The 26,493-nt window shown below is 55.0% G+C and carries 20 protein-coding genes; 2 read left to right on the forward strand and 18 right to left on the reverse strand.

Annotation, left to right across the window (positions count from 1 at the left end; all coding sequences use genetic code 11):
* The 17 genes from ACXADJ_RS08090 to leuC all read right to left on the reverse strand — a co-directional run bounded on the left by ACXADJ_RS08090 (position 1) and on the right by leuC (position 22,072).
* Positions 1 to 2,064: a transglutaminase TgpA family protein gene (locus tag ACXADJ_RS08090; protein WP_475064607.1), complete on the reverse strand. Its 2,064-nt coding sequence runs from the start codon at positions 2,062 to 2,064 to the stop codon at positions 1 to 3.
* A complete protein-coding gene (locus ACXADJ_RS08095; protein ID WP_475064611.1) occupies positions 2,061 to 3,176 on the reverse strand; it encodes a DUF58 domain-containing protein in 1,116 nt (371 codons plus the stop codon). The genes ACXADJ_RS08090 and ACXADJ_RS08095 overlap by 4 nt, the downstream gene beginning before the upstream one ends.
* Before the next feature lie 3 nt (positions 3,177 to 3,179).
* On the reverse strand, positions 3,180 to 4,103 hold the full coding sequence (locus ACXADJ_RS08100) for an AAA family ATPase (protein WP_475064614.1): 924 nt from the start codon (positions 4,101 to 4,103) through the stop codon (positions 3,180 to 3,182).
* Between the two features lie 165 nt (positions 4,104 to 4,268).
* Positions 4,269 to 5,483 carry an O-succinylhomoserine sulfhydrylase gene (locus ACXADJ_RS08105; RefSeq protein ID WP_475064616.1) on the reverse strand — a complete coding sequence of 405 codons (1,215 nt, stop codon included), beginning with the start codon at positions 5,481 to 5,483 and terminating at the stop codon, positions 4,269 to 4,271.
* 145 nt (positions 5,484 to 5,628) lie between these two features.
* On the reverse strand, positions 5,629 to 7,149 hold the full coding sequence (gene purF / locus ACXADJ_RS08110) for an amidophosphoribosyltransferase (RefSeq protein WP_475064618.1): 1,521 nt from the start codon (positions 7,147 to 7,149) through the stop codon (positions 5,629 to 5,631).
* 18 nt (positions 7,150 to 7,167) lie between these two features.
* Positions 7,168 to 7,665: a CvpA family protein gene (locus tag ACXADJ_RS08115; RefSeq protein WP_475064620.1), complete on the reverse strand. Its 498-nt coding sequence runs from the start codon at positions 7,663 to 7,665 to the stop codon at positions 7,168 to 7,170.
* 152 nt (positions 7,666 to 7,817) lie between these two features.
* On the reverse strand, positions 7,818 to 8,372 hold the full coding sequence (locus ACXADJ_RS08120) for an SPOR domain-containing protein (protein ID WP_475064622.1): 555 nt from the start codon (positions 8,370 to 8,372) through the stop codon (positions 7,818 to 7,820).
* A complete protein-coding gene (locus ACXADJ_RS08125) occupies positions 8,357 to 9,682 on the reverse strand; it encodes a bifunctional folylpolyglutamate synthase/dihydrofolate synthase (RefSeq protein ID WP_475064627.1) in 1,326 nt (441 codons plus the stop codon). Before ACXADJ_RS08125 ends, ACXADJ_RS08120 begins: the two co-directional genes overlap by 16 nt.
* Positions 9,683 to 9,719: 37 nt before the next feature.
* A complete protein-coding gene (gene trpA, locus ACXADJ_RS08130; RefSeq protein WP_475064629.1) occupies positions 9,720 to 10,526 on the reverse strand; it encodes a tryptophan synthase subunit alpha in 807 nt (268 codons plus the stop codon).
* Positions 10,527 to 10,697: 171 nt separating this feature from the next.
* The gene (gene trpB, locus ACXADJ_RS08135; RefSeq protein ID WP_475068160.1) at positions 10,698 to 11,894 is read right to left on the reverse strand and encodes a tryptophan synthase subunit beta; all 1,197 of its coding nucleotides are present in this window, start codon (positions 11,892 to 11,894) and stop codon (positions 10,698 to 10,700) included.
* Positions 11,895 to 11,925: 31 nt separating this feature from the next.
* Positions 11,926 to 12,579: a phosphoribosylanthranilate isomerase gene (locus tag ACXADJ_RS08140; protein ID WP_475064632.1), complete on the reverse strand. Its 654-nt coding sequence runs from the start codon at positions 12,577 to 12,579 to the stop codon at positions 11,926 to 11,928.
* 72 nt (positions 12,580 to 12,651) lie between these two features.
* Positions 12,652 to 13,473: a tRNA pseudouridine(38-40) synthase TruA gene (gene truA / locus ACXADJ_RS08145; protein ID WP_475064635.1), complete on the reverse strand. Its 822-nt coding sequence runs from the start codon at positions 13,471 to 13,473 to the stop codon at positions 12,652 to 12,654.
* Positions 13,474 to 13,476: 3 nt separating this feature from the next.
* On the reverse strand, positions 13,477 to 17,370 hold the full coding sequence (locus tag ACXADJ_RS08150; protein ID WP_475064639.1) for a FimV/HubP family polar landmark protein: 3,894 nt from the start codon (positions 17,368 to 17,370) through the stop codon (positions 13,477 to 13,479).
* A 244-nt stretch (positions 17,371 to 17,614) separates the two neighbouring features.
* Positions 17,615 to 18,733, reverse strand: a complete 1,119-nt coding sequence (gene asd / locus ACXADJ_RS08155; RefSeq protein WP_475064641.1) for an aspartate-semialdehyde dehydrogenase — start codon at positions 18,731 to 18,733, stop codon at positions 17,615 to 17,617.
* A gap of 110 nt (positions 18,734 to 18,843) precedes the next feature.
* The gene (gene leuB, locus ACXADJ_RS08160; protein WP_475064643.1) at positions 18,844 to 19,920 is read right to left on the reverse strand and encodes a 3-isopropylmalate dehydrogenase; all 1,077 of its coding nucleotides are present in this window, start codon (positions 19,918 to 19,920) and stop codon (positions 18,844 to 18,846) included.
* A gap of 74 nt (positions 19,921 to 19,994) precedes the next feature.
* Positions 19,995 to 20,642, reverse strand: coding sequence for a 3-isopropylmalate dehydratase small subunit (leuD, locus tag ACXADJ_RS08165; protein ID WP_475064645.1), 648 nt, complete (start codon positions 20,640 to 20,642; stop codon positions 19,995 to 19,997).
* Between the two features lie 11 nt (positions 20,643 to 20,653).
* Positions 20,654 to 22,072: a 3-isopropylmalate dehydratase large subunit gene (gene leuC / locus ACXADJ_RS08170; RefSeq protein WP_475064648.1), complete on the reverse strand. Its 1,419-nt coding sequence runs from the start codon at positions 22,070 to 22,072 to the stop codon at positions 20,654 to 20,656.
* Positions 22,073 to 22,351: 279 nt separating this feature from the next.
* On the opposite strand from leuC, the gene ACXADJ_RS08175 reads away from it, so the two are divergent.
* The gene (locus tag ACXADJ_RS08175; protein ID WP_475064651.1) at positions 22,352 to 23,227 is read left to right on the forward strand and encodes a LysR family transcriptional regulator; all 876 of its coding nucleotides are present in this window, start codon (positions 22,352 to 22,354) and stop codon (positions 23,225 to 23,227) included.
* Between the two features lie 68 nt (positions 23,228 to 23,295).
* Complete coding sequence (uspE, locus tag ACXADJ_RS08180) at positions 23,296 to 24,222, forward strand: universal stress protein UspE (RefSeq protein ID WP_475064653.1); 927 nt, start codon at positions 23,296 to 23,298, stop codon at positions 24,220 to 24,222.
* 266 nt (positions 24,223 to 24,488) lie between these two features.
* Here uspE and ACXADJ_RS08185 read toward each other — a convergent pair whose 3' ends face one another.
* Positions 24,489 to 26,375, reverse strand: coding sequence for a propionyl-CoA synthetase (locus ACXADJ_RS08185; RefSeq protein WP_475064656.1), 1,887 nt, complete (start codon positions 26,373 to 26,375; stop codon positions 24,489 to 24,491).
* Positions 26,376 to 26,493 lie beyond the last annotated feature (118 nt).

Genomic DNA, 26,493 nt, shown 5'->3' on the forward strand with positions numbered 1-26,493 from the left:
CTATTTACGGGCCAGTTTCCGGGCCTTTTTAAGAGCCCGTCGTGCCTGCTTTATCGCTGCCAGAACCGCCTTGGTAGATACTGCGTCAGCCTGAGACGGCGCGGCATAAAGCCGCTGTTCCATCAAGGTCGATAACTGCGACAGTGCAGGCTTGGCCCGCGGGTACTGCCGCTGCAAACGTTGCAGCACAGATAGGGGCGATTCACTGGCAGCCACCGCAATGCCCGCCTTCTCGCAATCAGCCAACAGCGTATCCCAACCACGACGTTCAGCAGAACGTGACCGCGCAGACCCTTTCGCCAACATCAGGGCGGCAATTACCACAAAGACAGCAATCACAACGCCAATGATCCACCCGATAAAATACAGGTAGTCGGTTCGGTTGAAGATTGAGCGCAGCATGCTTTTCTGGCGTTCGCCGTCGTACGACAACACCCAGCGGTGCCAAAGATAATTAACCGATTCCAGCTTCAATCGCAGTTGGTTCAGCCACGGCATACTGCGGATTTGGCCCGGCTTGATCAGCGAGTTTTCCATAAAGCTGCCTTCACCCGCCAAAGCCTGCTCCAGCCCTAGCTCAATCCGTGACGGTGCCACAGCCGCAGTTGGGTCAACGCGTACCCAGCCCACCCCATCCAACCAGATTTCAGCCCAACCATGAGCATCGTACTGGCGTACGGTCAGGTAGTTCTCGGCATTATTCCATTCACCCCCCTGATAGCCGGTGACGACTCGGGCCGGAATGCCCACCAGACGGGCGGCATAGACAAACGCACCGGCAAAATGCGCACAAAAACCGCGTTGGGTATCAAACAGAAATTCATCTATGTCATCGTCGCCTAACACCGGCGGTTTCAGAGTGTAGGTAAAGCTTGCGGCAAAGTGATTCAGCAACGCTTGAACAAACACATCCGCAGTCGGGTTCTGTTGCCACAACTGCTGTGCCCATGCGCGGGTTCTCGGGTTGCCGTCGTCCGGCAGTTGCAGGTTCAGGCGGCGCTGAACATAGCCCAGCTGGTGCCTCGCGTACTGACCGTCGATGCCATAGCCCCGGTATCGTTTACGCTGGAATACCGGCCTGCGATCAACCAGAACGCCGCTGCTGGTCAAACCAATGCCCGGCTCCATGGAACCACCATCTCGCAGGGTAAACAGCCAGTTCTGGCCGGTTGGTTCCTGAATGATTTCGTAACGGGTGACGCCTTCGACACCGGCCCGGCGCAGCTGTTCCACCTGATATTCGGGCATCTCCGGATACCAGGTCACGTTGCGGCGAGAACCGGATCGTTGCCAGCTGCGGCCGTCGTATTGGTCGAGCACCAGAGCGCGCCAATACAGCTGGTTGCGGGGCGGCTGTTGACCGGATTCGAAGGTCGCCCGAAAAGCCAACTCATCGGACTGACTCAGTGAGGCGATATCCCCCGGCGACATAGACTCTGACAGGCCGGTCATTGCCTGCTCGCTTTGCAGCTTGATGCTCCAAAGTGGTCCAAAGCGCGGGAACAACAGATACACCACCAGCATCAGCGGCAATGAAATCAGCAGAATGCCTGTGGCAAAGCGACTGACTACTGCAAAGCCCGGTTGCTTTGCTGCACCGGCTCCCTGCTGACCCAGCTGCAAAGCTACCAAAGTGCCGATAAGCACCCAGGTGGCGACAATCCCCAACAAGCCCCACAGCAGTTCCTGCTCGAACAGGAAGCCCGTTGCCAGCAGAAAGAAGCACAGAAACACCACGATGTAGCCATCACGCTGGGTGCGCATTTCCAGCGTTTTCAGCAAGCTCATGGCAACAAAAAAGCCGACCGCGCTTTCAAGCGAATAGTGACCACTGAAGCCAGCAACCACACCACCACCCACCAGCACGACCGCGGCCATTTTGGTTTTGGCGTTTGGATACGGTAATTGGCCCCGGTGCATCAACCAGCGCCAGCCGGTTGTGATCAGCGCCATAACCCAGAAGAACCAAGGTAAATGGCTGTAATGTGGCAAAAATGTCAATGCACCGGCGACCAGCAACCACAGCAAGGCAGCCCGGGGTAACGGACGTTCGATGGCCTTCATCGCCCCGCCTCCTGATTAGCGGATACGGTTGCAGAGACTGGGTTAGTTGAAGCACTGCCCGAAGCAATCCCTGAATCAGACCCGAGGCCATACAGCGCCAGCTGCCCAAGACAACGTCGCAGGTGCCGTTCTGAATGATCTGGGGCAATCTCAACGCCCGGAAGTCGCAAGCCGTATTGCCAGCCCTTGTCGTGAACGCTCAGCACCCAACCCGTCAGGCACGACAAGCGGTATTCGGTATTGCCAGTCAGGTGGCTCCAGTCGAGCCAGCAACTGGCACCGTCATCACTGTCAAATTCCTTGGTCACCAGACCCTTACCGCGAGCAAGCTGTTTCCAGGCAATCTGCTTCAACGAATCACCCGCCTGATAAGGGCGCAAACCGCGAAAATCCTGATCACCGCTGACATCGCGACTGGCACCTTCCAGCTCTCCCCCGTCGCCATCACTGCCCGTTACCAGCGGCACCGATTGTGGTTCCGGGTACACCAGGGTATTGAAGTCAAGTTTCACCCAGCTCCAGGCGCGAAACAGCCCCAGCGGAAAGCGGCTTTCCAACAAAATACGGCCGGGTTGCAAGCGGCCACGTTGATGGCTGCGATAATGACTGGACAGCGTCACCGCCTCTCCCGCCAGCACCGAGGCGTTGATCCCCGGGTTGTCCGGATATTGCAGCCACAGTGCATAATGCCCACGGCTTTTACCACTGCCCTGCGCTGTACTTTTGGTGCGTCCGCTGGCGGCTGAATAACGTTGGTTATTCAGCAACAGCGGAACATCGAACGACTGTCCGGCAAAACCGTCCAGTGGGTCCTGCGCGGTGATCACCAGTCCTTTCAGGTTGCGGAAGGTCAGATACATGGTGGTCAGGCCAATGCTGAACAGCCAGAACGTCAGGCCATACACCAGACTGTTCTTGTAATTAATGGCCGTCACCAGCAACAACAAAATCAGGCTGCCAAACAGCCAGCCAATGGCCGTGGGCAAAATAAAGATCGACCTATGCCCCAGAGTCACGCTGCGGCTGACCGGAATGCGGCGGTCCAACCAATGCTGCCAACGTTGGCGCACAGCCGAGGTCGCCAGCCACTGGCGAAGCGGATTTTTCAACACGGCTTAAACCAGCACGTCGACATTGGCCAGAATATGAGCCGACACACTACTGGCACCGCCGTCAGCGGCATCGGCCAAACGGTGATCGACCACAGCAGGCAGCACGGCCTGTACGTCTTCGGGAATCACGTGCTCGCGCTGATTCACCAGCGCCCAGGCTTTGGCGGCCTGCAACAGTGCCAGCGCCCCCCGTGGAGACAAACCATAGGCATAACCCGCATCGTAGCGGGTAAAACCAATGATGCGCTGAAGGTAATCCAGCACCGACGATGAAGCATGAATCTGCTGCACGTGCTGTTTCAGCGCGCCCAGCTGTTCAGGCGTGATTTGTTGTTGCAGATGGTTGGCCTTGTCGCGGTGGTTACTGCCTTCCAGCAGTTGGCGTTCGGCAGCAGGCGACGGGTAGCCCAGCGAAATACGCATCAGGAAGCGGTCCAGCTGACTTTCAGGCAACGGGAACGTCCCGGACTGATTGACCGGGTTTTGAGTGGCAATCACAAAGAAAGGCTCTGGCAGTTGGCGGGTTTCCCCTTCCACCGTGACCTGATGCTCTTCCATGGCTTCCAGCAAGGCACTCTGGGATTTTGGTGTAGCGCGGTTGATTTCGTCGGCCAGCAGCAATTGCGAAAACACAGGACCTTCGTGAAATCGAAAACGCCCCAGCTCACTGCCCGGTTCTTTCTCGAAAATCGATACCCCGAGAATATCGGCGGGCAACAAATCGCTGGTGAACTGAATGCGGTTGTACTTCAACCCCAGCACTCCGGCCAGAGCATGAGACAAGGTGGTTTTGCCCATACCGGGCAAATCTTCGATCAGCAAATGACCTCCGGCCAGCAAGCAAGCCAACGACAGCTTGAGCTGCTCTTCCTTGCCCAGAATTACCGTATTCAGTTGTGCGAGTGCCGCTTCAACAGCCTTGGTCATGAAATTCTCCGTCTGACTGATTCAATGCCCGACCGAGCATTCAGGTTTCTGCGCTGCATAGTGACAAAATCTGACACAAGAAGCACGGTAACAGACCGTATCCGCCACAAAAAACGGGGCCGAAGCCCCGTCTCTGGATATCCCTGTGTGAATATCAATTGCTACTTACAAGGCGTCCAGTCCGCGGGCCAGATCCTTGATCACATCCTGCGGATTTTCCAGACCCACTGCCACGCGAATCAGGCCCTGGCTGATGCCTGCTGCCAGACGCTCTTCTTCGGTGATACGACCATGAGTGGTGGTCGCCGGATGGGTGATGGTAGTTTTGGTATCGCCGAGGTTGGCGGTAATGGAAATCATGCGGGTGGAGTCAATCACCTGCCAGGCCGCGTCTTTGCCACCTTCAACTTCAAACGACAGTACACCACCGGCCAAACGCTGTTGTTTGTCGATCAGGGCTTTCTGCGGGTGGGACGCCAGTCCACAGAAGTTCACACGGGCAACTTTCGGATGCTGGCTCAGCCACTCAGCCACGATCGCACAGTTTTCTGTGTGGGCTTTCATACGAATGCTGAGGGTTTCCAGACCCTTGGTGAAGATCCAGGCATTGAATGGGCTCATGGTTGGGCCAGCAGTACGCAGTACACCAACAACAGGCTCAATCAATTCCTTCGAGCCCACTACGGCACCACCCAAACAACGGCCCTGACCATCGATGAATTTGGTGGCGGAATGAATCACCAGATCGGCCCCAAAATCCAGCGGACGCTGAATCGCCGGGGTACAGAAGCAGTTATCGACGGCAAACAGGGCTCCCACTTCCTTGGCTACTGCAGCAATGGCTTCCAGGTCGGCCACTTCCATCACCGGGTTAGACGGTGATTCAAGGAAGAACAGACGGGTTTCTGCACGGCTTTTGGCTTTCCAATCGGCAGTATTGACCGGGTCGGCGTAATCGATATCAATACCGAACTTGCGCAAGTATTTTTCAAACAGGTTGATGGTGCTGCCGAACACGCTCTGGGAGCAGATGACGTGGTCACCGGCTTTCAGGTGAGCCAACACCACAGACAGGATAGCGGCCATTCCCGACGCCGTTGCCGCACCCGCTTCACCGCCTTCCATCGCCGCCAGACGCTCTTCAAAGGTGCGTACCGTCGGGTTGGTGTAGCGGGAGTAAACGTTGCCTTCCAGCTCGCCACGGAAGGTTGCCTGAGCTTCTGCTGCGGATTTGAACACGTAGCTGCTGCTCGGGAAAATGGCTTCAGAATGCTCATGCTCCTGAGTACGGTACTGCCCTGCTCGTACCGCCAGGGTTTCGATCTCAGCATCGGTCAGGTCGGACTGGTAAGGGCCCAGCAAATCGTGGATATCGGTCATGGTATGTAGCCTTAGCTGGTTCTCGCCAGCAGCCAGTTGCCGGACCATCCGGCAAACATTTGTTCAGAACACAAACAAAAACGGGGCAGATAAATCCGCCCCGTTTCGCAAACACACTACCCGCTAACGGGAATCAAGGACAGAATCAGGATTCTGCCTCGTTGTGCAGATCAATCGCAACATTGGAAATGGCTTTGCGAATGGTCTTGGACGAATCACTGCGCAGGTCGGCCAGACGCTGGAAGTAGGCTTCGTTGATATCACCGGTGACGTATTCACCGTTGAATACCGAGCAGTCAAAACCGGTAGCGGTGGTGCTGCTGCCTTCCAGACAGGCGGCGGTCAGGTCTTCCAGGTCTTGATACACCAGCCAGTCGGCACCAATTTGCTTGGCAATTTCTTCGGTGCTGCGGTTGTGCGCGATGAATTCTTCCTTAGCTGGCATATCAATGCCGTACACGTTCGGGTAACGCACCGCAGGTGCTGCCGAGGCGAAGTAGACGTTTTTGGCGCCGGCTTCACGAGCCATCTCAATGATCTGCTCGCACGTTGTACCACGTACGATGGAATCATCCACCAGCAGTACGTTCTTGCCACGGAATTCCAGATCCAGTGCGTTCAGCTTTTGCTTAACAGACTTCTTGCGCTGTTGCTGACCCGGCATGATGAAGGTACGGCCGATGTAGCGGTTCTTCATAAAGCCTTCGCGGAACTTCAGGCCCAAACGGTTGGCCAGTTCCATGGCAGACGCACGGCTGGTATCCGGGATCGGGATCACCACGTCGATGTCGTGGTTCGGGTGCTCGCGCAGAATCTTGTCGGCCAGCTTCTCACCCATACGCAGGCGAGCCTTGTAAACCGCCATGCCGTCGATGATGGAATCCGGACGGGCGAAGTACACCTGCTCGAACAGACATGGAGTCAGGTTGGTGTCTTCCGCACACTGCTGGGTGAAAATACCACCCGCTTCCGGCATCACCACACATTCACCCGGTGCGATATCACGCTCCAGTTTGAAGTCCAGTGCGTCCAGGGCCACAGACTCGGACGCCACCATGTACTCGGTGCCGGATTCAGTTTCGCGGCTACCGTATACCGCAGGGCGGATACCGTTTGGATCGCGGAAGGCAACTACGCCGTAACCACAGATCATGGCAACCACGGCGTAACCACCGCGAACACGCTGGTGCACTCGACGAACGGCCTTGAAGATAGTTTCCGGTGTTGGCTGCAACTCACCCTGAGCGTGCAGCTCGTGGGCGAACACGTTCAGCAATACTTCGGAATCAGAGGTGGTGTTGATGTGGCGCAGGTCTTCACGGTAGATGTCCTGGGCCAGATCAGCGGTGTTGGTCAGGTTGCCGTTGTGCGCCAGTACGATGCCGTACGGCGAGTTCACGTAGAACGGCTGCGCTTCGGCGGAGCTGGAGCTGCCCGCAGTTGGATAACGGACGTGGCCGATACCCATATTACCCACCAGACGACGCATGTGACGGGTGTGGAACACATCACGAACCAGACCGTTGTCCTTACGCAGGTAGAATTTGCCTTCGTCACTGGTGACGATACCGGCAGCATCCTGACCACGGTGCTGGAGCACGGTCAAAGCATCATAAATCGACTGGTTAACATGGGTCTTGGCGACGATACCCACAATTCCGCACATTCGCGATATACCTCAAATTCAGGACGGGATGGAGGACATCAACTGGTTGGTCGCACCCGGCAGCGTTTTACGCGCCCAGTCTGCCAATAATTCCAGATGAGGTACCAACAGGGATTCTTGCCACCATGGATCTTCAGGAACCACGGTGAATTGCAGGCCGTAGACGATGGCGACCAGTACAACCAGACCGCGAATGGCACCAAATACCATTCCCAGAACCCGATCCATACTGCCCAGGCCGGTAAGCCTGACCATCTCGGCAATCAGATGACTGACCATGGTGCCCACGGCAACTGCGCCCAGAAACAGAATCACAAAAGCCGCGATCCAGCGCAGCGAATTCGTTTCCAGATAATCCGTAAGAAGTGTAGCCAGATTTCCACTGAACATGCGGGCGAGCACAAATGCGCCGACCCATACCACCAGCGACAGGGCTTCACGAACGAAACCTCGCTTGAGGCTGATAAGACTGGAAATCAGCAAGACAGCGAGAATGACCCAATCAATAACGGCCATCAGCTATTTACACCACTGGTTTGAAACAAGCGCGCAGTATAGGGATTCGGCTGCATTGCGACAACCAGATGACGGCGCCAATTGACCATTTCACGCCAAAATCCTGTTGAGCCGAATTCAACAGTGAAATCTTCCGAAGGCTGACCAAATGGTCAACCTGCCTTGTATTGTTTGACGCGTAAGTCATCACGCTTGAGCTCTTTGGTGAGCCGCGCACGCAAGCTGTCGATGGCTTCGCGCTGCAATTCAGGACCCACAAACACCCGGGTCAAGCCGTCGCCGTCAGATCGTACAAACGACTTGTAGCCTTTCTGGCGCAGGGAGTCACGAAAGCCTTCGGCGTTGTCGCGCTTGGAAAACGCACCCACCTGAATCATCCAGGCGTAAGGCAGGAATTCTTCGTTTTGAACCGCCTGATCGGCGTTTTGAGTCACCACCTCTGGCACCGGATCATCGACATCAGCCGTGCTAACCGGTGGTGGCTGTAAATCTTCTTCGGCCTCACCACTGGCCAGCGCCTCCAGGTCCATGCGGATGCGCTTCTGGTTTTCGACTTCCGCCCAGTCCGGCATATCCGGCATCGGTGGCATGTCGTCATCAATGGTGAGGTTTTGGCGGGAGCCATCAATCACAATCGGAACTACGACTGCGACAGCCAACACCGTGACTACCGCACCCAGAATCCGTTTGTTCAGATGCTTTTCCATGAGTGAGTTCCAGCCTTTTGCTGCTGATAAATGGTCTTGAGTGCATATTCCACGGTTACAAAAGAACCTGCAACCAACCAGTGCTCACCCTCAGACGCTGTATCGATCACATGGTTCAGGGCTGCCTCAACAGTCTCAAACTGTGGTGCCTCAGAAAGCTCGGCGTTGGCGGCCATAGCGCGCTCTGCAAGGCCCTTGGCCGACAGGCCACGGGGGCCATCGAGGGTCGTAAACACCCACTGCCCGGCTTGCGGTAATGCCTTGACCACATCTTCAATGGGCTTGTCGGACAACATACCCAACAACACACCATCAGCATGGTCAACACGACCGGCCAGATACGTCGCCGCTTGTTCATTGTGCGCCACATCAAGGGTGACACGCAGGGTCTTGCCTTCCGATGTTTGACACTGCCACTGCTGCAACCGGCCAGGGACCCGCAAACGACGAACAGCATCGGCCACTTCGTTTTCCGGCATCAGATGCCCTAACGCTGCCATTGCCTGAACCGCCGTAGCGATGTTGTCGGCAGGAATATGGCCCAGCGGCAATTGCCAGTTGAACACGGTGTCTTCGTCCGGCATCGGTTTGAAGCGAATATCCAGACGGGTTTCATCTGCCACAGCCACCTTTTGAACATCAAAGTCTTCACCGCGCCCCAGCCACTTGCCACCAATGGCATCGACGCTCTCACGACCGCGCTTGGGTGGGTTTGGCTGACCACAGATCAGGTAGCTGCCCGGACGGGCGATCGAACATTTTTCGTAAGCGATCACTTCCGGATCATTACCCAGCCAGGCTTCGTGGTCGAGGCCGATACTGGTAACGATAGACAGATCAGCCTCAACAATGTTTACCGCGTCCAGTCGGCCGCCAAGACCGATTTCAAGCACACAGGCATCGAGGTTCTGGGTTTTGAACCAGGCCAACGCGGCCAATGTACCAAACTCGAAATAGGTCAGCGGAGTATCGCTACGGGCCTGCTCAACCAGCTCGAACGAGTGACACAGGTCGGCATCGGAAATATCGACGCCATTCACTGACACCCGTTCGTTGTATTTGATGATATGCGGAGAGTTATACATCCCTACCCGCATACCTTGTACGCCCAACAAGGACGACAAAAGGGCACTGGTAGTGCCCTTGCCATTGGTTCCTGCAACCAGAATGACCAGACCAGCCGGTCTGAGGCAATTCAAACGCGCAGCGACCTCGGATACCCGCTCAAGCCCCATATCAATGGCGGCCGAGTGAACAGATTCAAGGTGTTGCAACCAGCGATCCACATTCCAGCTGGTGTATTCGGTCATTCCAGTCATCTCCAACGACAGTCCAACAGCAGTACGATCAGGCTTTGTCCATCGCCGTACGCATTTCACTCACCAGCTCGGATACCTGCGCACGGGCCTGTTCCGGCTGTTCGGCATTATCGGCAATGCGATTGACAATGGCAGAGCCAACAATCACACCGTCACACACCTGGGCAACCGCCGCTGCGGTTTCGCCATTGGTGATACCAAAGCCAACACCCACCGGAATGTCCACGTGCTTGCGAATGCGTTCCAGATTGCGGGCAACGTCATCAACGTCCAGTGCTTTCGAACCGGTCACGCCCTTCAGGGACACGTAGTAGACGTAACCGCTACCCGCATGACCAATGGCTTCGATGCGTGCATCGGTAGTGGTCGGCGCGATCAGATAGATCATATCGAGATCACGCTGCTTGAAGAAATCCGCCACATCAATGGCTTCTTCTGGTGGCAGGTCAACCAACAGCACACCGTCAACACCGGCTTCAACGGCATTGGCAGCGAACTGGTCGTAGCCCATACGCTCAACCGGGTTCAGATAACCCATCAGCACAACCGGGGTTTCGGTATTCGTGGTGCGGAATTCCGCCACCATGGCCAGCACGTCTTTCAACGACGTACCGTGCTCCAACGCACGCTCACAGGCCAGCTGAATGGTTGGACCATCGGCCATTGGGTCTGAGAATGGTACGCCCAATTCGATCAGATCAGCACCGGCTTCTACCAGTGCGTGCATCATTGGCACGGTGGCGTCTTTTTGTGGGTCACCGGCGGTGATGTAAGGAATCAGCGCCTTTTTGCCCTGTTCTTTCAGGGCAGCAAACAAACCGTTAATACGAGACATTTCTAAATTTCCTGAATTCTTGAACCTGTTACCGCGAGCAATTCTGAAAGCGTCGAGAGCGATACGCAGGCAAGGCAAAAGTCGGCGATGAAGCGGAGTTTATAAGTCATAAATGAGCATTCAGAGCCGACTTTTAACGCAGCATGCGTGAGCGCAACAGCTTTCAGTGCATCAAGCAGTTACGCCGTCCAGCTCTGCAATAGTATGGATATCCTTGTCGCCACGACCGGACAGGTTCACCACGATCACCTTGTCAGAGCTCATGGTCTTCGCCAGCTTCATGGCATAAGCCACCGCGTGGGAAGATTCCAGTGCCGGCATGATGCCTTCCAGCTGAGTCAGCTTGTGGAAGCCATCGATGGCCTCTTCGTCGGTAGCGGCAACATAGTTGGCGCGACCAACGTCTTTCAACCAGCTGTGCTCAGGGCCCACGCCTGGGTAGTCGAGACCGGCAGAGATGGAATGGGTACCCATGATCTGGCCGTTTTCGTCTTCCATCAGGTAGGTACGGTTACCGTGCAGCACGCCCGGAATGCCTTTGTTCAGAGGTGCGGCGTGGTCGTCACCGTCCAGTCCAAGACCACCGGCTTCAACGCCGTACATGGCCACTTCAGGGTGTTTGATGTACGGGTAGAACATACCAATGGCGTTAGAGCCACCACCGACACAGGCAACAACCGCGTCTGGCTGACGGCCAATCTGCTCTTCGCACTGGCGTTGGGTTTCGCGGCCAATGATGCTTTGGAAGTCACGTACCAGCATTGGGTACGGGTGCGGACCGGCCGCGGTACCAATGATGTAGAAGGTGTCGTCAACGTGGGTTACCCAGTGACGCATCGCTTCGTTCATGGCGTCTTTCAAGGTTGCCGTACCGGAAGATACCGAGTTCACTTCGGCACCCAGCAGCTTCATGCGGTACACGTTCAGCTTCTGACGCTCAACGTCGGTCGAGCCCATGAAGACCTTACACTCCAGACCAAAGCGGGCCGCTACGGTGGCAGATGCCACGCCGTGCTGACCAGCACCGGTCTCAGCAATGACTTTCTTCTTGCCCATGAACTTGGCCAGCAACGCCTGACCAATGGTGTTGTTTACCTTGTGAGCGCCAGTGTGGTTCAGGTCTTCACGCTTCAGGAAGATGCGTGCGCCACCACAGTGGTTGCTCAGACGCTCGGCATAGTACAGCGGCGACGGCCGACCGACGTAGTGTGCCAGGTCGTGGTCGAACGCTTTCTGGAAGTCTGCGTCGTTGCGCAGCTTCATGTAGGTTGCTTGCAGCTCGTCCAATGCAGCTGTCAGGGTTTCTGATACAAAACGACCGCCGTGAATACCAAAATGGCCGCGTTCGTCTGGCAGGTTGGCTTCCATAAAAGCCGCATGTGCGTTGTTGGCAGTAGTGTTAGCCACGATACACCTCATTCATAAATGCCTGGATCTTGCTGGCGTCCTTGATGCCCTTTTGCAGGCCATTGGGGCCTTCGGCTTCAACACCGCCACTGACGTCCACCGCAAAGGGGTTTACGTCCTGGATGGCATTGGCCACGTTGGCGGGGTTCAGACCGCCAGCAAGAATAATGGGTTTTGATAGATTCTCTGGAACCAGCGACCAGTCAAAGGTCTCGCCAGTTCCGCCCGGCACGCCGGGTTTGTAGCTGTCTAGCAGCAGAGACAAGGCACCTGGGAAGCGCACGCACGCCTCCACCATGTCCGACGCTTGCCGGACACGGATGGCTTTAATGTAGGGGCGGTTGAATTGTTGGCAAAAGCCATCGTCTTCATCACCATGGAATTGGATTAAATCGATTCTAACGGCATCCAGCACCGATTGCACTTGTTCGACGGTTGGATTCACAAAAAGTGCCGTCACCGTAACAAAGGCCGGAATCGCAGCAGCAATGTCACGAGCCTGCTCGACGGTAACCGAACGCGGGCTGGGCGGATAAAACACCAGCCCAATCGCGTCCGCCCCAGCAGCCACAACCGCTTTGGCGTCTTCTATACGGGTGATTCCACAAATCTTGGCACGGGTGCGAATCTGACGTCGAGCAGGCATGGTCTGGCTCCAATAACGCAAAAGGCCAGAATACTAGCAAATATTCTGGCCTTTCAAACCTTCAAAACCCGCTCAGCGGCTGACCGAAAGCGCCGGTTCTAACATCAGTGGACCAAAGGGTTGTGACGGAATGCCAAAGTGTTCCGGGAAACGTACACCAACAAAATGAAGGCCATCACCCGGTGCCGTAACACCTGCGGCGAGACGGGATTTAGCGTCGAGCACGTCTTTCATCCAGTCAGGCTCTTTATGGCCTTCGCCGATCGGAATCAAGCAACCCATGATGTTGCGCACCATGTGATACAGGAAGGCGCTGGATTCCAGCTCCACCATGATCAGGTCGCCCCACTGTTTGACCTCAATCCGGTGCATGGTTTTCACCGGGGTTTTGGCCTGACAGTCCTTGGCGCGGAATGACGTGAAGTCGTGCTCGCCCAGCAAATGATTAGCCGCCTGCTGCATTTTTTCTGCATTCAGCGGGTATTTCCACCAGGTCATCTGATCATGCTGCAAGGCCTGACGGTACTTGCTGTTATTGATCAGGTAACGATAGCAGCGCGCCTGGGCTTTGAAGCGGGCGTGAAATTCCGAATCGACTTGTTGAATCCACTGCACCGACACCGCTGGCGGCGTATTAGTGTTGATACCCATAATCCAGCCGTAGTCACTGCGCTTGGACGTGGTATCAAAGTGGATGACTTGTCGGGTTGCATGCACCCCCGCATCGGTACGACCTGCACAGGCGACCTCTACGGGGTGATTGGCAACTTTCGAAATGGCCGCTTCAAGAGCGGCCTGTACGGTAGGTTCGTTGTGGTGTTTCTGCTTCTGCCAACCGTGGAAACAAGCACCGTTGTATTCCACGATGGCAGCGTATCGAAATGTTTCAGACATGGATCAGTTGAGGGAGTCCATCAGGGATTGAGCTTCCTGCTTTTGTTTGTCGTTGCCTTCCTGCAGGATTTCACCCAGCAGCTCACGAGCGCTTTCGGATTCACCCATATCGACATAGGCACGGGCCAGGTCCAGCTTGGTTTCGCTGGCGTCAGTTCCGGCCAGGTATTCAAACTCGTCTTCGGCTTCGGCCAGTTCATCCAGATCAATGGCATCGGCAGCAGTAAAGCTGATGTTATCAGCATCCAGTTCTTCTGTGGCTTCGACCGTATCCAGCTCTGGCAGATCCGTAAGCTCAGAAATGCCATCCTCAGCAGCCAGTTCAGCTTCCAGCTTGTCTTCAGCGCTATCCAGTTCAAGAGCGTCCAGCTCAGGAATATCCAACTCAGGAGCGTCTTCAGAGGTCAGCTCAAAGTCCGTGCTGGCATCCAGCGTTTCCAGATCGAACGACTCTTCTTCGTGAATGTCTTCCAGAGCCGGGATCTCTTCTGATTCCGGCTCAGCATCGCCATCGGATTCGATGACATCAGCCAGATCCATAACGTCGGTTTCGTCGCTGTCTTCAGAAGACCATTCCATTACACGGTTCAGGTCATCCTGGCTCAGCTTTGGTGCTTCAACGTCGGAGTTACCGAGATCATCCAGTTCGAAATCCAGCGAGTCGAGGTCGAACTCACCGTCACCGCCCAGCAAGTCATCCAGATCGGCCATATCTTCAACAACAGGCTGCTCAGACTCTGCGGCATCTGTGTCTTCGGATGCGCTTTCCTCTGTGCTGTTTTCTTCTGTGCCGTTTTCTTCGGCATCAGCGATGTCCAGCTCTGGCACTTCAACGTCGGCCGTATCAGCCACTTCAGACGCAGGGTCAAAGTCATCCAAAGCCGAGTCCAGATCCGGCAGGCTCAGATCAGCCGCTTCTTCGGAATCGAAATCGATTTCTGCGATAGCACCTTCGGAAGCGCCTTCAATAACATTTCCAGAAGTGGTTTCAGAAGTTTCTTCTAGCGCTGGGTCGACATCATCTGCTGCAACTTCTTCAAGGCTCTCGGTCTCTGCAACGGAAAGATCAAGATCTTCTGCTTCGCTTTCTATCTCACTATCAAACGAGTCTTCACCAGCATCAGCAACCGGATGTTCTTCAGCAAAGGCTTCCAGTTCGGCAGCCAGTTCTGAGTCAGGCTCCAGCTCTGACAGGGATTCTTCGGTCAGGTTGAAATCCAGCTCTTCTGGCAATTCGGAAACAGCGCCCTCTTCGGCACTCTCCTCAGCGTTCTCATCAGCACTTTCTTCAGTACCGTCCAGCGCTGCCAGATCACCCAGGTCCAGCTCCTCACCAGCAGTATCATCCAGATCAGATTCGAGTTCAGCCAACTCTTCGCCGAGATCCAGTTCCAGCAGGTCGTCAGTGCCTTCTTCCAGCTCGGAATCAACTTCAAGCGACTCAATAGAATCCAGACCGTCGATGTCCAGCTCCAGTGAGTCCAGAGGTTGCTCGTCAGCAACGTCGCTTTCCAGCTCAGCCAGCTCATCATCGAGCGAGGCCAGTTCGGATTCTGGCAGTTCCAGACCACCCAGATCGAAGTCCAGGCTATTTTCGTCTGCTTCAACTTCATCCGACTCAGTGTTGTCAGTGGAAGCTTCAGCGTTGTCCAGTTCCAGCATTTCGTCTGACAGTTCAAATTCCATCAGATTGTCGATTTCCACTTCTTCAGTCTGCTGGAACGACGGTGCATCCTGTTGTTCTGCGTCGTGATCGTCCATTGAAGTCAGATCGAAATCGAGAGAGTTATCATCGGACGCTGCAAAGTCGGAAGAGAAATCCAACTCGACTTCACTGGAGCCGGTTGTCTGCTCGTCGTCCTGATCCAGAGCGGATTCGAAATCCAGACCCTGATCCAGCATGGCGGCGAAATCTTCACCGTCGTCCATGTTGGTGGTGGTTTCAGTGTCAACCGACACAGTATCTTCTGACGGCACGGCAACCGCTGGATCATCCAGACCGCTCTGGAATTCCATATCTAGGTCTTCCAGAGACACTTCGGATACACCCGCAGCACCGATTGGGCTGGTCAGGCGTCCGCGCATCGCTTCCGCAGTTTCCACCTGGAAGTCATCACCAAAGGTTTGCAGTCGCTGCTCTTCTTCAGAGAAGGCAATGGCATCGTCCAGCTCAGCGTACACTTCCAGCAATTTCAGGCTCAGGTCGCCACGAACCGGCTCGTTGGCAATGGCGTTTTTCAGCAAGCTGCGGGCTTCGTCAAAACGGCCATAGGCAATGTGCTCTTCTACTTCCACCAGCAATTCGTCTTCAGACTCCAGGCTGGCAGTAGAGATGTCCACGGCGCTGTCGTCGTTGAGGAAGTCCATTGGGTCGTCGTGCTGTTCTGGCTCATCGAAGTCGAAGGAGTCAACTGGCTCGTTAACCGCATTCACCTCTTCGACAGCCGCAGCAATTGCCGCTTGCTCTTTTGCCGCTTCTTCAGAGTCATCTTTACCAGCCAGACGACGTTTGATGGCGGTGTAAATCAGTGCGATCAACAGCAGGATCGCCAGAACCAGACCGCCCAGCATCATCGGATCTTGCAGAATGGTATCGATCAGGCTTGGTGGTGGCGGAACGTAGCGCTTCGGTGCAGGTTTACGCTCAACAGGCTGTTGAACTTCCGGCTTGGCAGCCACTTCAGGCTGCGCAGCGGCCTGGGCTTCTGCTTTAGCCGGCTCGACGGCGGCCGGGGCAGCAACTTCTGGTTTTGGTTCAGGCGTTACCGTGGCGACAGGCTGTTGTGCTTCGGCAGTAGCAGCACCTGCTTGCATGCTGGCCAGCTGATCGTTTTTCAGGGTCACCAAACGTTGCAGGGCGGCAATCTGTTCTTCCAGAGCGCTCAGACGGTCTTCCAACTCTGCGTTGTCGCGACGGGACTTGTCGAGATTTTCCAGTGCGATGGCCAGATCATTTTCAAGGGCTTCCTGACGGCCGTTACCCTGGCCTTCGGTATCACCACTGGCACCGGCAGAATTTGCACCTTGCTTGGCATCGGTAACCAGACGTACTTCACCACGGCCGTCGGAGGCAGCGCGAGGAGCCACAGACGTGTTGCGGCCGGTGGCATCCAGTTGGGCGCGACCTGCCAATTCGTCGTTTTGGCGAGCCATTTCATTAACCGCTACCTGACGGCTGATACCTTGCACCTGATCGGCACCCGGTATGCGCAGCACTTCAAAGGTTTTTACGCGGTTGATGTTGCCACCAATAAAGGCATTAGGGTTAGCTTGCTGAATGGCCAGCATCATTTGTTGGGGAGAAACCGATGCATCCGGGCGAGTCGCCAGTGCAATCGCCCACATGGTGTCGTTTGGCTGAACAGTGTAGGTACCTTCAGCGCCACTGCCCGCTGGCTGGCGGGATGCCACACCGGTACTCGGCGTGACAATGGAATTGTTCTGACGTTGAACCTGTCCGGTGGATGGCGTTACCGATGGAGCCGCTACGACAGGTTGAAAGCTCTGTTGTTCAAACGTAGGCGGGTCCAGCAGCACGGTGTATTCGCGCACCACCCGACCAGACGGCCAGTTCAGTTCGACCAGAAAATTCAGGAAAGGCTCGGTCACCCCTTCGCGGGTGCTCAATTCAATCTTGTCGCCAGCGACGTTGAATTTGATTTTGGTCAGAAAATAGGAACGATCGACGCCGTAACGGTCAAAAGCTTCCGCACTGGCCAGTACCGGCTTGATTTCCCACTCGGACAAACCTGCCGAGTCTACGAGTTCGATTTCCGCTTTGAGGGGCTGATTTAGCGCAGAATCGAGCTTCAACTCTCCAAGACCCAGAGCCATAAGCTGACTGGACATCAGAGTACTTCCTACCAGCAGCATGGCGGTTGCAAACAGGCGCTTCATTGGTGCTTCCTTGGTGTCACGAATTGGCTAACAAGCTCGGTTTTCCGAGTATTCCGGATCGGCCCGGAACGATGCACTATTTCGAGTGTTCAAAAATCACGCGTAAGTATTAAGTATAAAAAGTTCCGGTGCAATGTTTTGCACGGTTAAGTAACTATAAAAGTGATATGTAATAAGGGTTTATGAAAGTTTCAGGAAGGGAAATATGAAAAAGCGGGCCGAGGCCCGCTTGTAAAATAAATTTCTATGAACGGTTTAACAAAATACGCAACATGCGGCGCAGAGGCTCAGCGGCACCCCACAACAGCTGGTCGCCGACCGTAAAGGCAGAAATATATTCAGGACCCATATTCAGCTTACGAATACGGCCAACCGGAATAGACAAGGTGCCGGTCACTTTCGCTGGGGTCAGTTCCTGCATGGTGATATCACGATCGTTCGGAATCACTTTAACCCAGTCGTTATGCTGAGCCAGGATGGTTTCGATTTCTTCAACCGAAATATCCTTGTTCAGTTTGATGGTCATGGCCTGACTGTGACAACGCATGGCACCAACACGAACACACAAGCCGTCTACCGGAATCTGATCGTTTGAACGACCCAGAATCTTGTTGGCTTCTACCTGAGCCTTCCACTCTTCGCGGCTCTGTCCGGACTCAAGCTGGGAGTCGATATAAGGAATCAGGCTGCCTGCCAGCGGTACGCCAAACTGGGCTTTCGGGTAGTCATCGCTGTTGATGAAATCCGCCACCTGACGATCAATTTCCAGAATCGCAGAGGCGGGATCGTCCAGTTTGTCTTTAACATTGGCGTGTACCGCTCCCATCTGGCTGATCAGTTCACGCATGTGACGGGCACCGGAGCCGGAAGCCGCCTGATAGGTTTGCGGAGCAACCCACTCCACCAGACCTTTTTCGAACAAACCGCCCAATGCCATCAGCATCAGGGATACGGTGCAGTTACCACCTACGTAGGTTTTAACACCGGCATCCAGACCAGCGTCAATTACGTCTGCGTTGACCGGGTCCAGAACGATGATGGCGTTGTCATCCATGCGCAGGGAAGATGCAGCGTCAATCCAGTAGCCCTGCCAGCCCGCTTCACGCAGCTTGCCGTAGATTTCCTTGGTGTAGTCACCACCCTGACAGGTAATAATCACGTCTTGCGCGGACAATACTTCAATATCAAAAGCATCTTCCAGCAAACCACAATCCTTACCGCCAAACTGTGGCGCTGCCTGCCCTTTCTGGGAGGTAGTAAAGAAAGTCGGCTCGATCAGAGCAAAATCACCTTCGGCTTCCATACGCTGCATCAGCACGGAACCCACCATGCCACGCCAGCCAACCAGACCTGTTTTCAACATACGTCGTTTACCTTGTTCTTTGTAATTGCCGCCCGCTTTGCGCTCTCACCGCTAAAGACGACAAAAACCGCGCAGAGCGCGGTTTTGTTCAAAATTGCGTTATAACCGTATCAAAGTGCGGCTACAACTGCATCACCCATTTCGGCAGTGGATACTTTCTGCATGCCGTCGGAGTAGATATCCGCGGTACGCAGGTTGCTGTCCAGCACCTTGCTGACCGCTGCTTCAATCGCGTCAGCCGCTTCGTTCTGGCCAAGGCTGTAACGCAGCATCATGGCGGCAGACAGGATGGTCGCCAGCGGGTTGGCAATGCCCTGACCCGCGATGTCCGGAGCAGAACCGTGACATGGCTCGTACATGCCCTTGTTGTCCTTGTCCAGAGATGCGGAAGGCAGCATACCAATGGAGCCGGTCAGCATGGCGGCTGCATCGGACAGGATATCGCCGAACATATTGCCGGTTACGATAACGTCAAACTGTTTCGGCGCACGAACCAGCTGCATGGCAGCGTTGTCCACGTACATGTGAGACAGCTCAACCTCCGGGTATTCCTTGCTCAGTTCTTCCATGATTTCGCGCCACAGCACGGTCACTTCCAGAACGTTGGCCTTGTCGACAGAGCACAGCTTCTTGTTGCGCTTCATGGCCGCTTCAAACGCTACACGGCCAATTCGACGAATCTCGGATTCGTTGTACACGTAGGTGTTGTAGCCTTCGCGCTCGCCATTTTCCAGGGTACGAATGCCACGTGGCTTACCGAAGTAAATACCACCGGTCAGTTCGCGTACGATCAGGATATCCAGACCGGAAACCACTTCAGGCTTGAGGGTAGAAGCATCTGCCAGCTGTGGGTACAGAATGGCCGGACGCAGGTTACCGAACAGTTCCAGCTTGGAACGGATATCCAGCAAACCTTGCTCAGGTCGCTTGGAACGGTCGTCCAGCTTGTCCCACTTAGGACCGCCCACCGCACCCAGCAGGATGGCATCAGCCGCCTTGGCTTTTTGCAGGCTTTCTTCTGGCAGTGGGAAACCGGTTGCATCAAATGCAGTGCCGCCGACCAAACCGTGGTCAATGCTCAGATCCAGAGAGAATTTGTCGTTAACGGTGTTCAGAACCTTAACGGCTTCTGCCACGATTTCCGGGCCAATACCATCGCCCGGCAAAACCAATACGTTTTTGCTCATGTTTTTTTATCCTGTAAAAAAGCCCGCTGACCGTTTTCCGGAATCATCGGGCTGAAATAAATCCAGTCGGCAGATCAGGCACCCGCGTTAAACAACCAGGGCGCAGATTGCTGACGCTTTTCTTCGTACGCCCGAATGTCGTCGGCGTCCTGCAGCGTCAGACCAATATCATCCAGACCGTTCAGCAAGCAGTGCTTGCGGAATGGGTCAACATCGAAGGCAATGTCCTGACCGTCTGGCGTCAGAATCACCTGCTTATCCAGATCAACCGTCAACTGGTAGCCTTCTGAAGATTCAACCGCCTTGAACAAGCCATCCACCACACTTTCCGGCAGGATGATCGGCAACAGACCGTTTTTAAAACAGTTGTTGAAGAAGATATCGGCAAAGCTTGGGGCAATCACGGCACGGAAACCGAAATCTTCCAGCGCCCACGGGGCGTGTTCACGGGAGGAGCCACAGCCGAAGTTTTCACGAGCCAGCAGCACAGAAGCGCCTGCATAACGCGGCTGATTCAGTACAAAATCCGGGTTCAGCGGACGACCGGAGTTATCGGCGTCTGGTTTGCCTTCGTTCAGGTAACGCAGTTCATCAAACAGGTTCGGGCCGAAACCGGAACGCTTGATCGACTTCAGGAACTGCTTTGGAATAATCATATCGGTATCGATGTTTGGACGATCCATTGGCGCCACCACACCGGTATGTACGGTAAATGCTCTCATATATTGGCTCCTCAGAATTCGCGTACGTCGACAAAATGACCGGCAATCGCTGCCGCGGCTGCCATGGCAGGACTCACCAAATGGGTACGGCCACCATAGCCCTGACGACCTTCAAAGTTACGATTGGAGGTAGAGGCACAATGCTCACCGGCACCCAGCTTGTCGGCATTCATGGCCAGACACATGGAACAACCTGGCTCACGCCACTCAAAACCGGCTTCAAGGAAGATTTTGTCCAAACCTTCAGATTCAGCTTGCTCTTTCACCAGACCAGAACCCGGTACAACCATGGCCTGCTTGATGGTGCCAGCCACTTTACGACCCTTGGCCACTTCCGCCGCCTGACGCAAGTCTTCAATACGGCTGTTGGTGCATGAACCGATGAAAACGCGATCCAATTGAATGTCGGTGATTTTCTGGCCAGCAGTCAGACCCATGTATTCATAAGCACGAGTGAAGGCAGAACGCTCAACGTCGTCCTTGGCATCTTCAAGAGCTGGAACGGTACCGTCGATGGTCGTTACCATTTCCGGAGAAGTACCCCAGGTCACCTGAGGCTTGATGTCTTCGGCCTTGATTTCTACCACTTTGTCGAACACGGCGTCTTCGTCAGACACCAGCTCTTTCCAGGCAGCAACCGCCATGTCCCACTGATCATCTTTTGGTGCGAATGGACGGCCCTTGACGTATTCAGCAGTGATGTCGTCAAACGCCACCATACCCACACGAGCACCGGCTTCGATCGCCATGTTACACATGGACATACGGCCTTCCATGCTCATGGAGCGAATGGCAGAACCACCAAATTCCATCGCATAGCCGGTACCGCCAGCGGTACCGATCACGCCAGTGACGTGCAGAACCACGTCTTTACCCGTGATGGCAGGACCCAATTCACCGTCGACCTTGATCAACAGGTTTTTCATCTTGCGCTGAATCAGACACTGGGTCGCCAGCACGTGCTCAACTTCCGACGTACCGATACCGTGAGCCAGAGCCGCAACCGCACCATGGGTAGCCGTGTGAGAGTCACCACAGACGATGGTCATACCCGGCAAGGTAGCACCCTGCTCCGGGCCAACCACGTGCACGATACCCTGACGCTTGTCTTTCATATCGAACTGGGTGATGCCAAACGCGTTACAGTTATCGTCCAGGGTTTTCACCTGAATACGGGAAACCGGGTCCTGAATGCCATCGATACCGCCTGCACGCTCGCCAGCATCGGTAGATACGTTGTGATCCGGGGTGGCCAGGTTGGCGGTCAGACGCCATGGCTGACGACCGGCAATACGCAGGCCTTCAAAGGCTTGTGGAGACGTTACTTCGTGCAGCAACTGACGATCGATGTAAATCAACGCAGTACCGTCATCACGTTCTTTCACGACGTGTTGTTCCCACAACTTGTCGTACAGGGTTTTGCCAGCCATGGAGGGCTCCTTGAATCTCTCGTTGTACTGCCGCAGCAGTCATCAAACACCACGGATGCTTTGGCTTGTCTCGGCGGCCTGAACGCCACCGGAATACTCAGCGCATCTCTTACCTTGCTTATGCTACGCCTTTCAATACGCAACACAAATTCATATTTTTTCTGAATTGCATTCCTTGAAGGAATAAAGCAACAATAGCTGCTGGCCATGACAGCACAGCGATACCACCATCCATTGGGAGCCGCCCAATTCCCTATAAGGCCTGACAGGAGAAGCGTTATGGACAGTCAACAATTGAAAGCGTTTCTGGCAGTGGTTGAGCATGGCTCATTTTCCGAAGCCGCTGAGCAGTTATACTTGACCCAGTCGGCCGTATCGAAGCGTATCCAGACCCTCGAACAACAGCTCGATACCCAACTGTTTGAACGCCACAACCGTTCCGTCAGTCTGTCGGAGTCCGGCGAACTCTTGCTACCTCGGGCCAAACACATCCTGCAGCTGATGGACGACACCCAACTGCAACTGATCAACCTCAGCGGCAGCGTTACCGGCGTACTGGCGATGGCAACCAGCCACCATATTGGCCTGCACCGGTTGCCACCCTTTTTGAAAGACTTTGCCCGTCGCTACCCGCAAGCACGGCTGGATTTGCAATTCCTGGGCTCTGAAGATGCCTACCGCGCCGTTGAACAGCGTAGCGTAGAATTGGCATTGACCACCCTCGACAGCAACGCCAGCGAGCAACTGCAAAGTTGGCCACTGTGGCAGGACGAACTGCATTTCGTCGTCAGCCGCGAACACCCGCTGGCCAACCGCATTCGGACCAGCCTGGCAGATTTGAGCCAATGGCCAGCAATCCTGCCCGAGAAAGACACCATCACCTATCGACTGGTCGAGCAGCAGTTTATTGAGGGTGGCCAGAAGCTTCATACCAGTATGCCCACCAACTATCTGGAAACCATCAAGATGATGGTCAGTGTCGGGCTGGGCTGGTCGGTGTTGCCGCCATCGATGATCGATGACCAATTGATTGTGCTCGACTGCGACCAACCACCACTTACTCGCGAACTCGGCATTATCCATCTGCGCAACCGCCCCCAAAGCAACGCCGCCAACGCCATGATGGCACTCTTGAAATCGACCCCGGATATTTGACGTACAGCATAGTCCGCTGCAGCCAAGCGGCGTATTCTGAAGTTATCTATTCAACGGGAGGACTCGCCATGATGGACATCAACCACATTCTTGTTGTGCTGGATTCCGACCACCCGGAACAGATTGCCCTCGACAAGGCAATCTGGCTGGCCAGTGTCGTCGACGCCGACATTACCTTGCTGACGTCGGTCTACGAGCCCTACTGTGGCGATGAGTCGGCGCTGGATAACGACACCGTCAAACAAATCCGTCAGGCACGACTGGCCGCTACCCAACGTTGGATCGACAGCTTCCTGCCCGAAGTAAGCCCCGATATTCGCAAGGTCAGCACCCGAGTACTGTGGCACAAGCATTTGCACAATGCCGTACTGGAAGTCACCCGCCAGCAAGACTTTGATCTGGTGATCAAGGGCACTCTGCCCCATTCTGTGCTGGATCGCATTTTCACCCATACCGACTGGAATCTGATGCGGCACTGCCCAGCCCCCGTACTATTGGTAAAAAGCCCCGCCCCGTGGAAGCACAATCGCCTGCTGGCGTCGGTGGATGCGACGACCACAGACGAAGGCCATCAGCTGATCAATGACAACATCCTGTCCTATGCCGAGCATCTGGCTGACCACTTCGAAACCGATTTGCACCTGGTGAATGCCTACCCACAAATCTCTGTGGCCTTTGCCATGGTGCCGGAAGTCACCGCACCGGATGACATTCAGGACTACATCACCGAGCAGCATCAGACCGCTTGTGAAGCGCTGGGTCGTAAATACAACGTCAACTCAGACCACCTGCACGTTATGGAAGGTGAACCAGACGCCGTGGTCGCCAAAGTCGCTGCCAACATAGAAGCCGATGTTGTTGTCGTTGGCACCGTCGCCCGCTGTGGCGTTGCCGGGGTATTGATAGGCAACACCGCAGAGCAACTGGTTGATGAAGTGCACTGTGACGTTCTGGTAGTAAAACCACTGGATGGAGTAAAACCGGACGAAGACTGAACCCGAGCAGGCTGTTCGATGCGGTTGGGCTTGGATCTGGCCAGCCGCTGACCTAAAGATACTCTGAAAAACTTAGTGGCAGCTCGGGTATCAGGAGAAAGGGAAACTTAACGAACAGAAAACCGCAGGCAAAAAAAAGCCGAGCTAGAAAACTCGGCTGAATATCATGAAAGAGAGCGGGAGTCTGGAAACTGATGATGATCTCCAAACATAACTGTTTGAGTGATCGCTCTCGAATTGGTTCGAAATATTTTTCGCACTTACGTTTATTTGCGAATGCCCTTCTCTGACAGGATCTGCTCGATCTCGGACAGACAGGCCGGATCATCAATGGTTGACGGCGTGTTGTACTCTTCACCGTTGGCAATATTGCGAAGTATCTTACGCAGAATTTTGCCAGAGCGGGTTTTCGGCAAACGCTTGACCACCACCGCACTCTTGAAGCTGGCAACCGCACCAATCTTTTCGCGCACCTGCTGAACCAGCTGCTGCTGCAAGGCCTCTTCATCAACATCGACACCGTCTTTTAGCAGCACCAACCCCAGCGGCTCTTCCCCCTTCAACTCGCTGGACTGGCCAATCACTGCACATTCGGCAACTGCCTCATGGGCCGCCACCACTTCTTCCATTTCGCCAGTCGACAAGCGGTGCCCTGCCACGTTGATGATGTCGTCGGTACGGCCCAAAACGAACAGATAGTTATCATCATCCAGATAACCGCCATCGCCACTGACGTAGTAGCCGTCAAACGTCCCCAGATAACCGGATACAAAGCGATCATGGTCACCCCAGATGGTCGGCAGACAGCCTGGCGGCAACGGCAATTTGATGGCAATACTGCCTTGTTGGTTGGCTCCTACCGGCTGACCGCGGCCATCCAGTACCTGAACATTAAAACCCGGTGACGGTCGCGTCACCGAACCGGCTTTCACCACTACCGGCCCAAGGCCAACGTGATTGCCCGCAATCGCCCAACCGGTTTCAGTTTGCCACCAATGGTCAACAATCGGACGCTGGATGTGCTCAACCACCCAGTCGTAGGTGGGTGGATCGAGTCGCTCGCCGGCCATAAAAATGGTCTTCAATTGGCTGAGGTCGTACTGTTTGGCCAACAAGCATTGCGGATCTTCCTTACGCACCGCCCTGAACGCCGTTGGTGCCGCAAACAGGCCCTTCACGCCATATTCTTCACACACCCGCCAGAAAGCGCCAGCGTCCGGGGTACGAACCGGCTTGCCTTCGTAAAATACGGTTGTACAGCCCGCCAGCAGCGGGGCATAGACAATGTAGGAATGGCCCACCACCCAGCCAACATCAGAGGCAGCCCAGAACACATCGGCAACGCCCATGTCGTAGACCGCTTCCATGCTGTATTTCATCGCCACCGCATGGCCGCCGTTATCACGCACCACACCCTTGGGTTTGCCGGTTGTGCCAGAGGTATAGAGGATATAGAGCGGGTCGGTTGCACCCACCGGGGTACAGTCGGCCGGCTCCGCCTTGGCGATGGCATCATGCCAGTCGGCATCACGGTCACCCAGTGAACAGCGGCTCATGTCCCGCTGCAAGATGATGCAGCCATCCGGCTGATGCGCAGCCAGCTCAATGGCTTCATCCAGAATCGGCTTGTATTCGATAACCCGATCAATCTCGATGCCACAGGACGCTGACAGAATCAGTTTGGGCGTTGCATCGTCAATTCGGGTTGCCAGCTCGCTGGCAGCAAAACCACCAAACACCACCGAGTGAATCGCTCCCAGACGGGCACAAGCCAGCATGGCGATGGCAGCTTCCGGCACCATTGGCATGTAGATCACCACCCGGTCGCCTTTCTCAACCCCACGGGCTTTCAAGGCCCCGGCAAAGCGCGCAACTTCGGCGGTCAATTCACGGTAGCTGTAACTGCGTCGGGTGTCGGTAACTGGCGAATCGTAGATCAGTGCGGCTTGATCCCCTCGCCCCTGCAAGACGTGGTAATCCAACGCCAGATAGGCGGTGTTCAATTCACCATCGGCGTACCAGCGGTCAATGCCGTTGGCGTCTTTCGACAGAATGGTTTCTGGTTGCTTGAACCATTGAACACGGTCGGCTTGCTCTCTCCAGAATGCTTCAGGGTTGGCAATGGATGACTGGTATTGTTGTTGGTATGTCATGATCGTCCCCTCAAGATGACGCTAAAACCTTAATCTTCGCGAGGGTTAGCAACCATTCGACGTTGGGTGATCAAACCTTGGTCTATCAATACTTTAGTGCGCGACAATACGGGACAAG

It is taken from the genome of Oceanobacter sp. ABM4_470 (assembly GCF_056158645.1).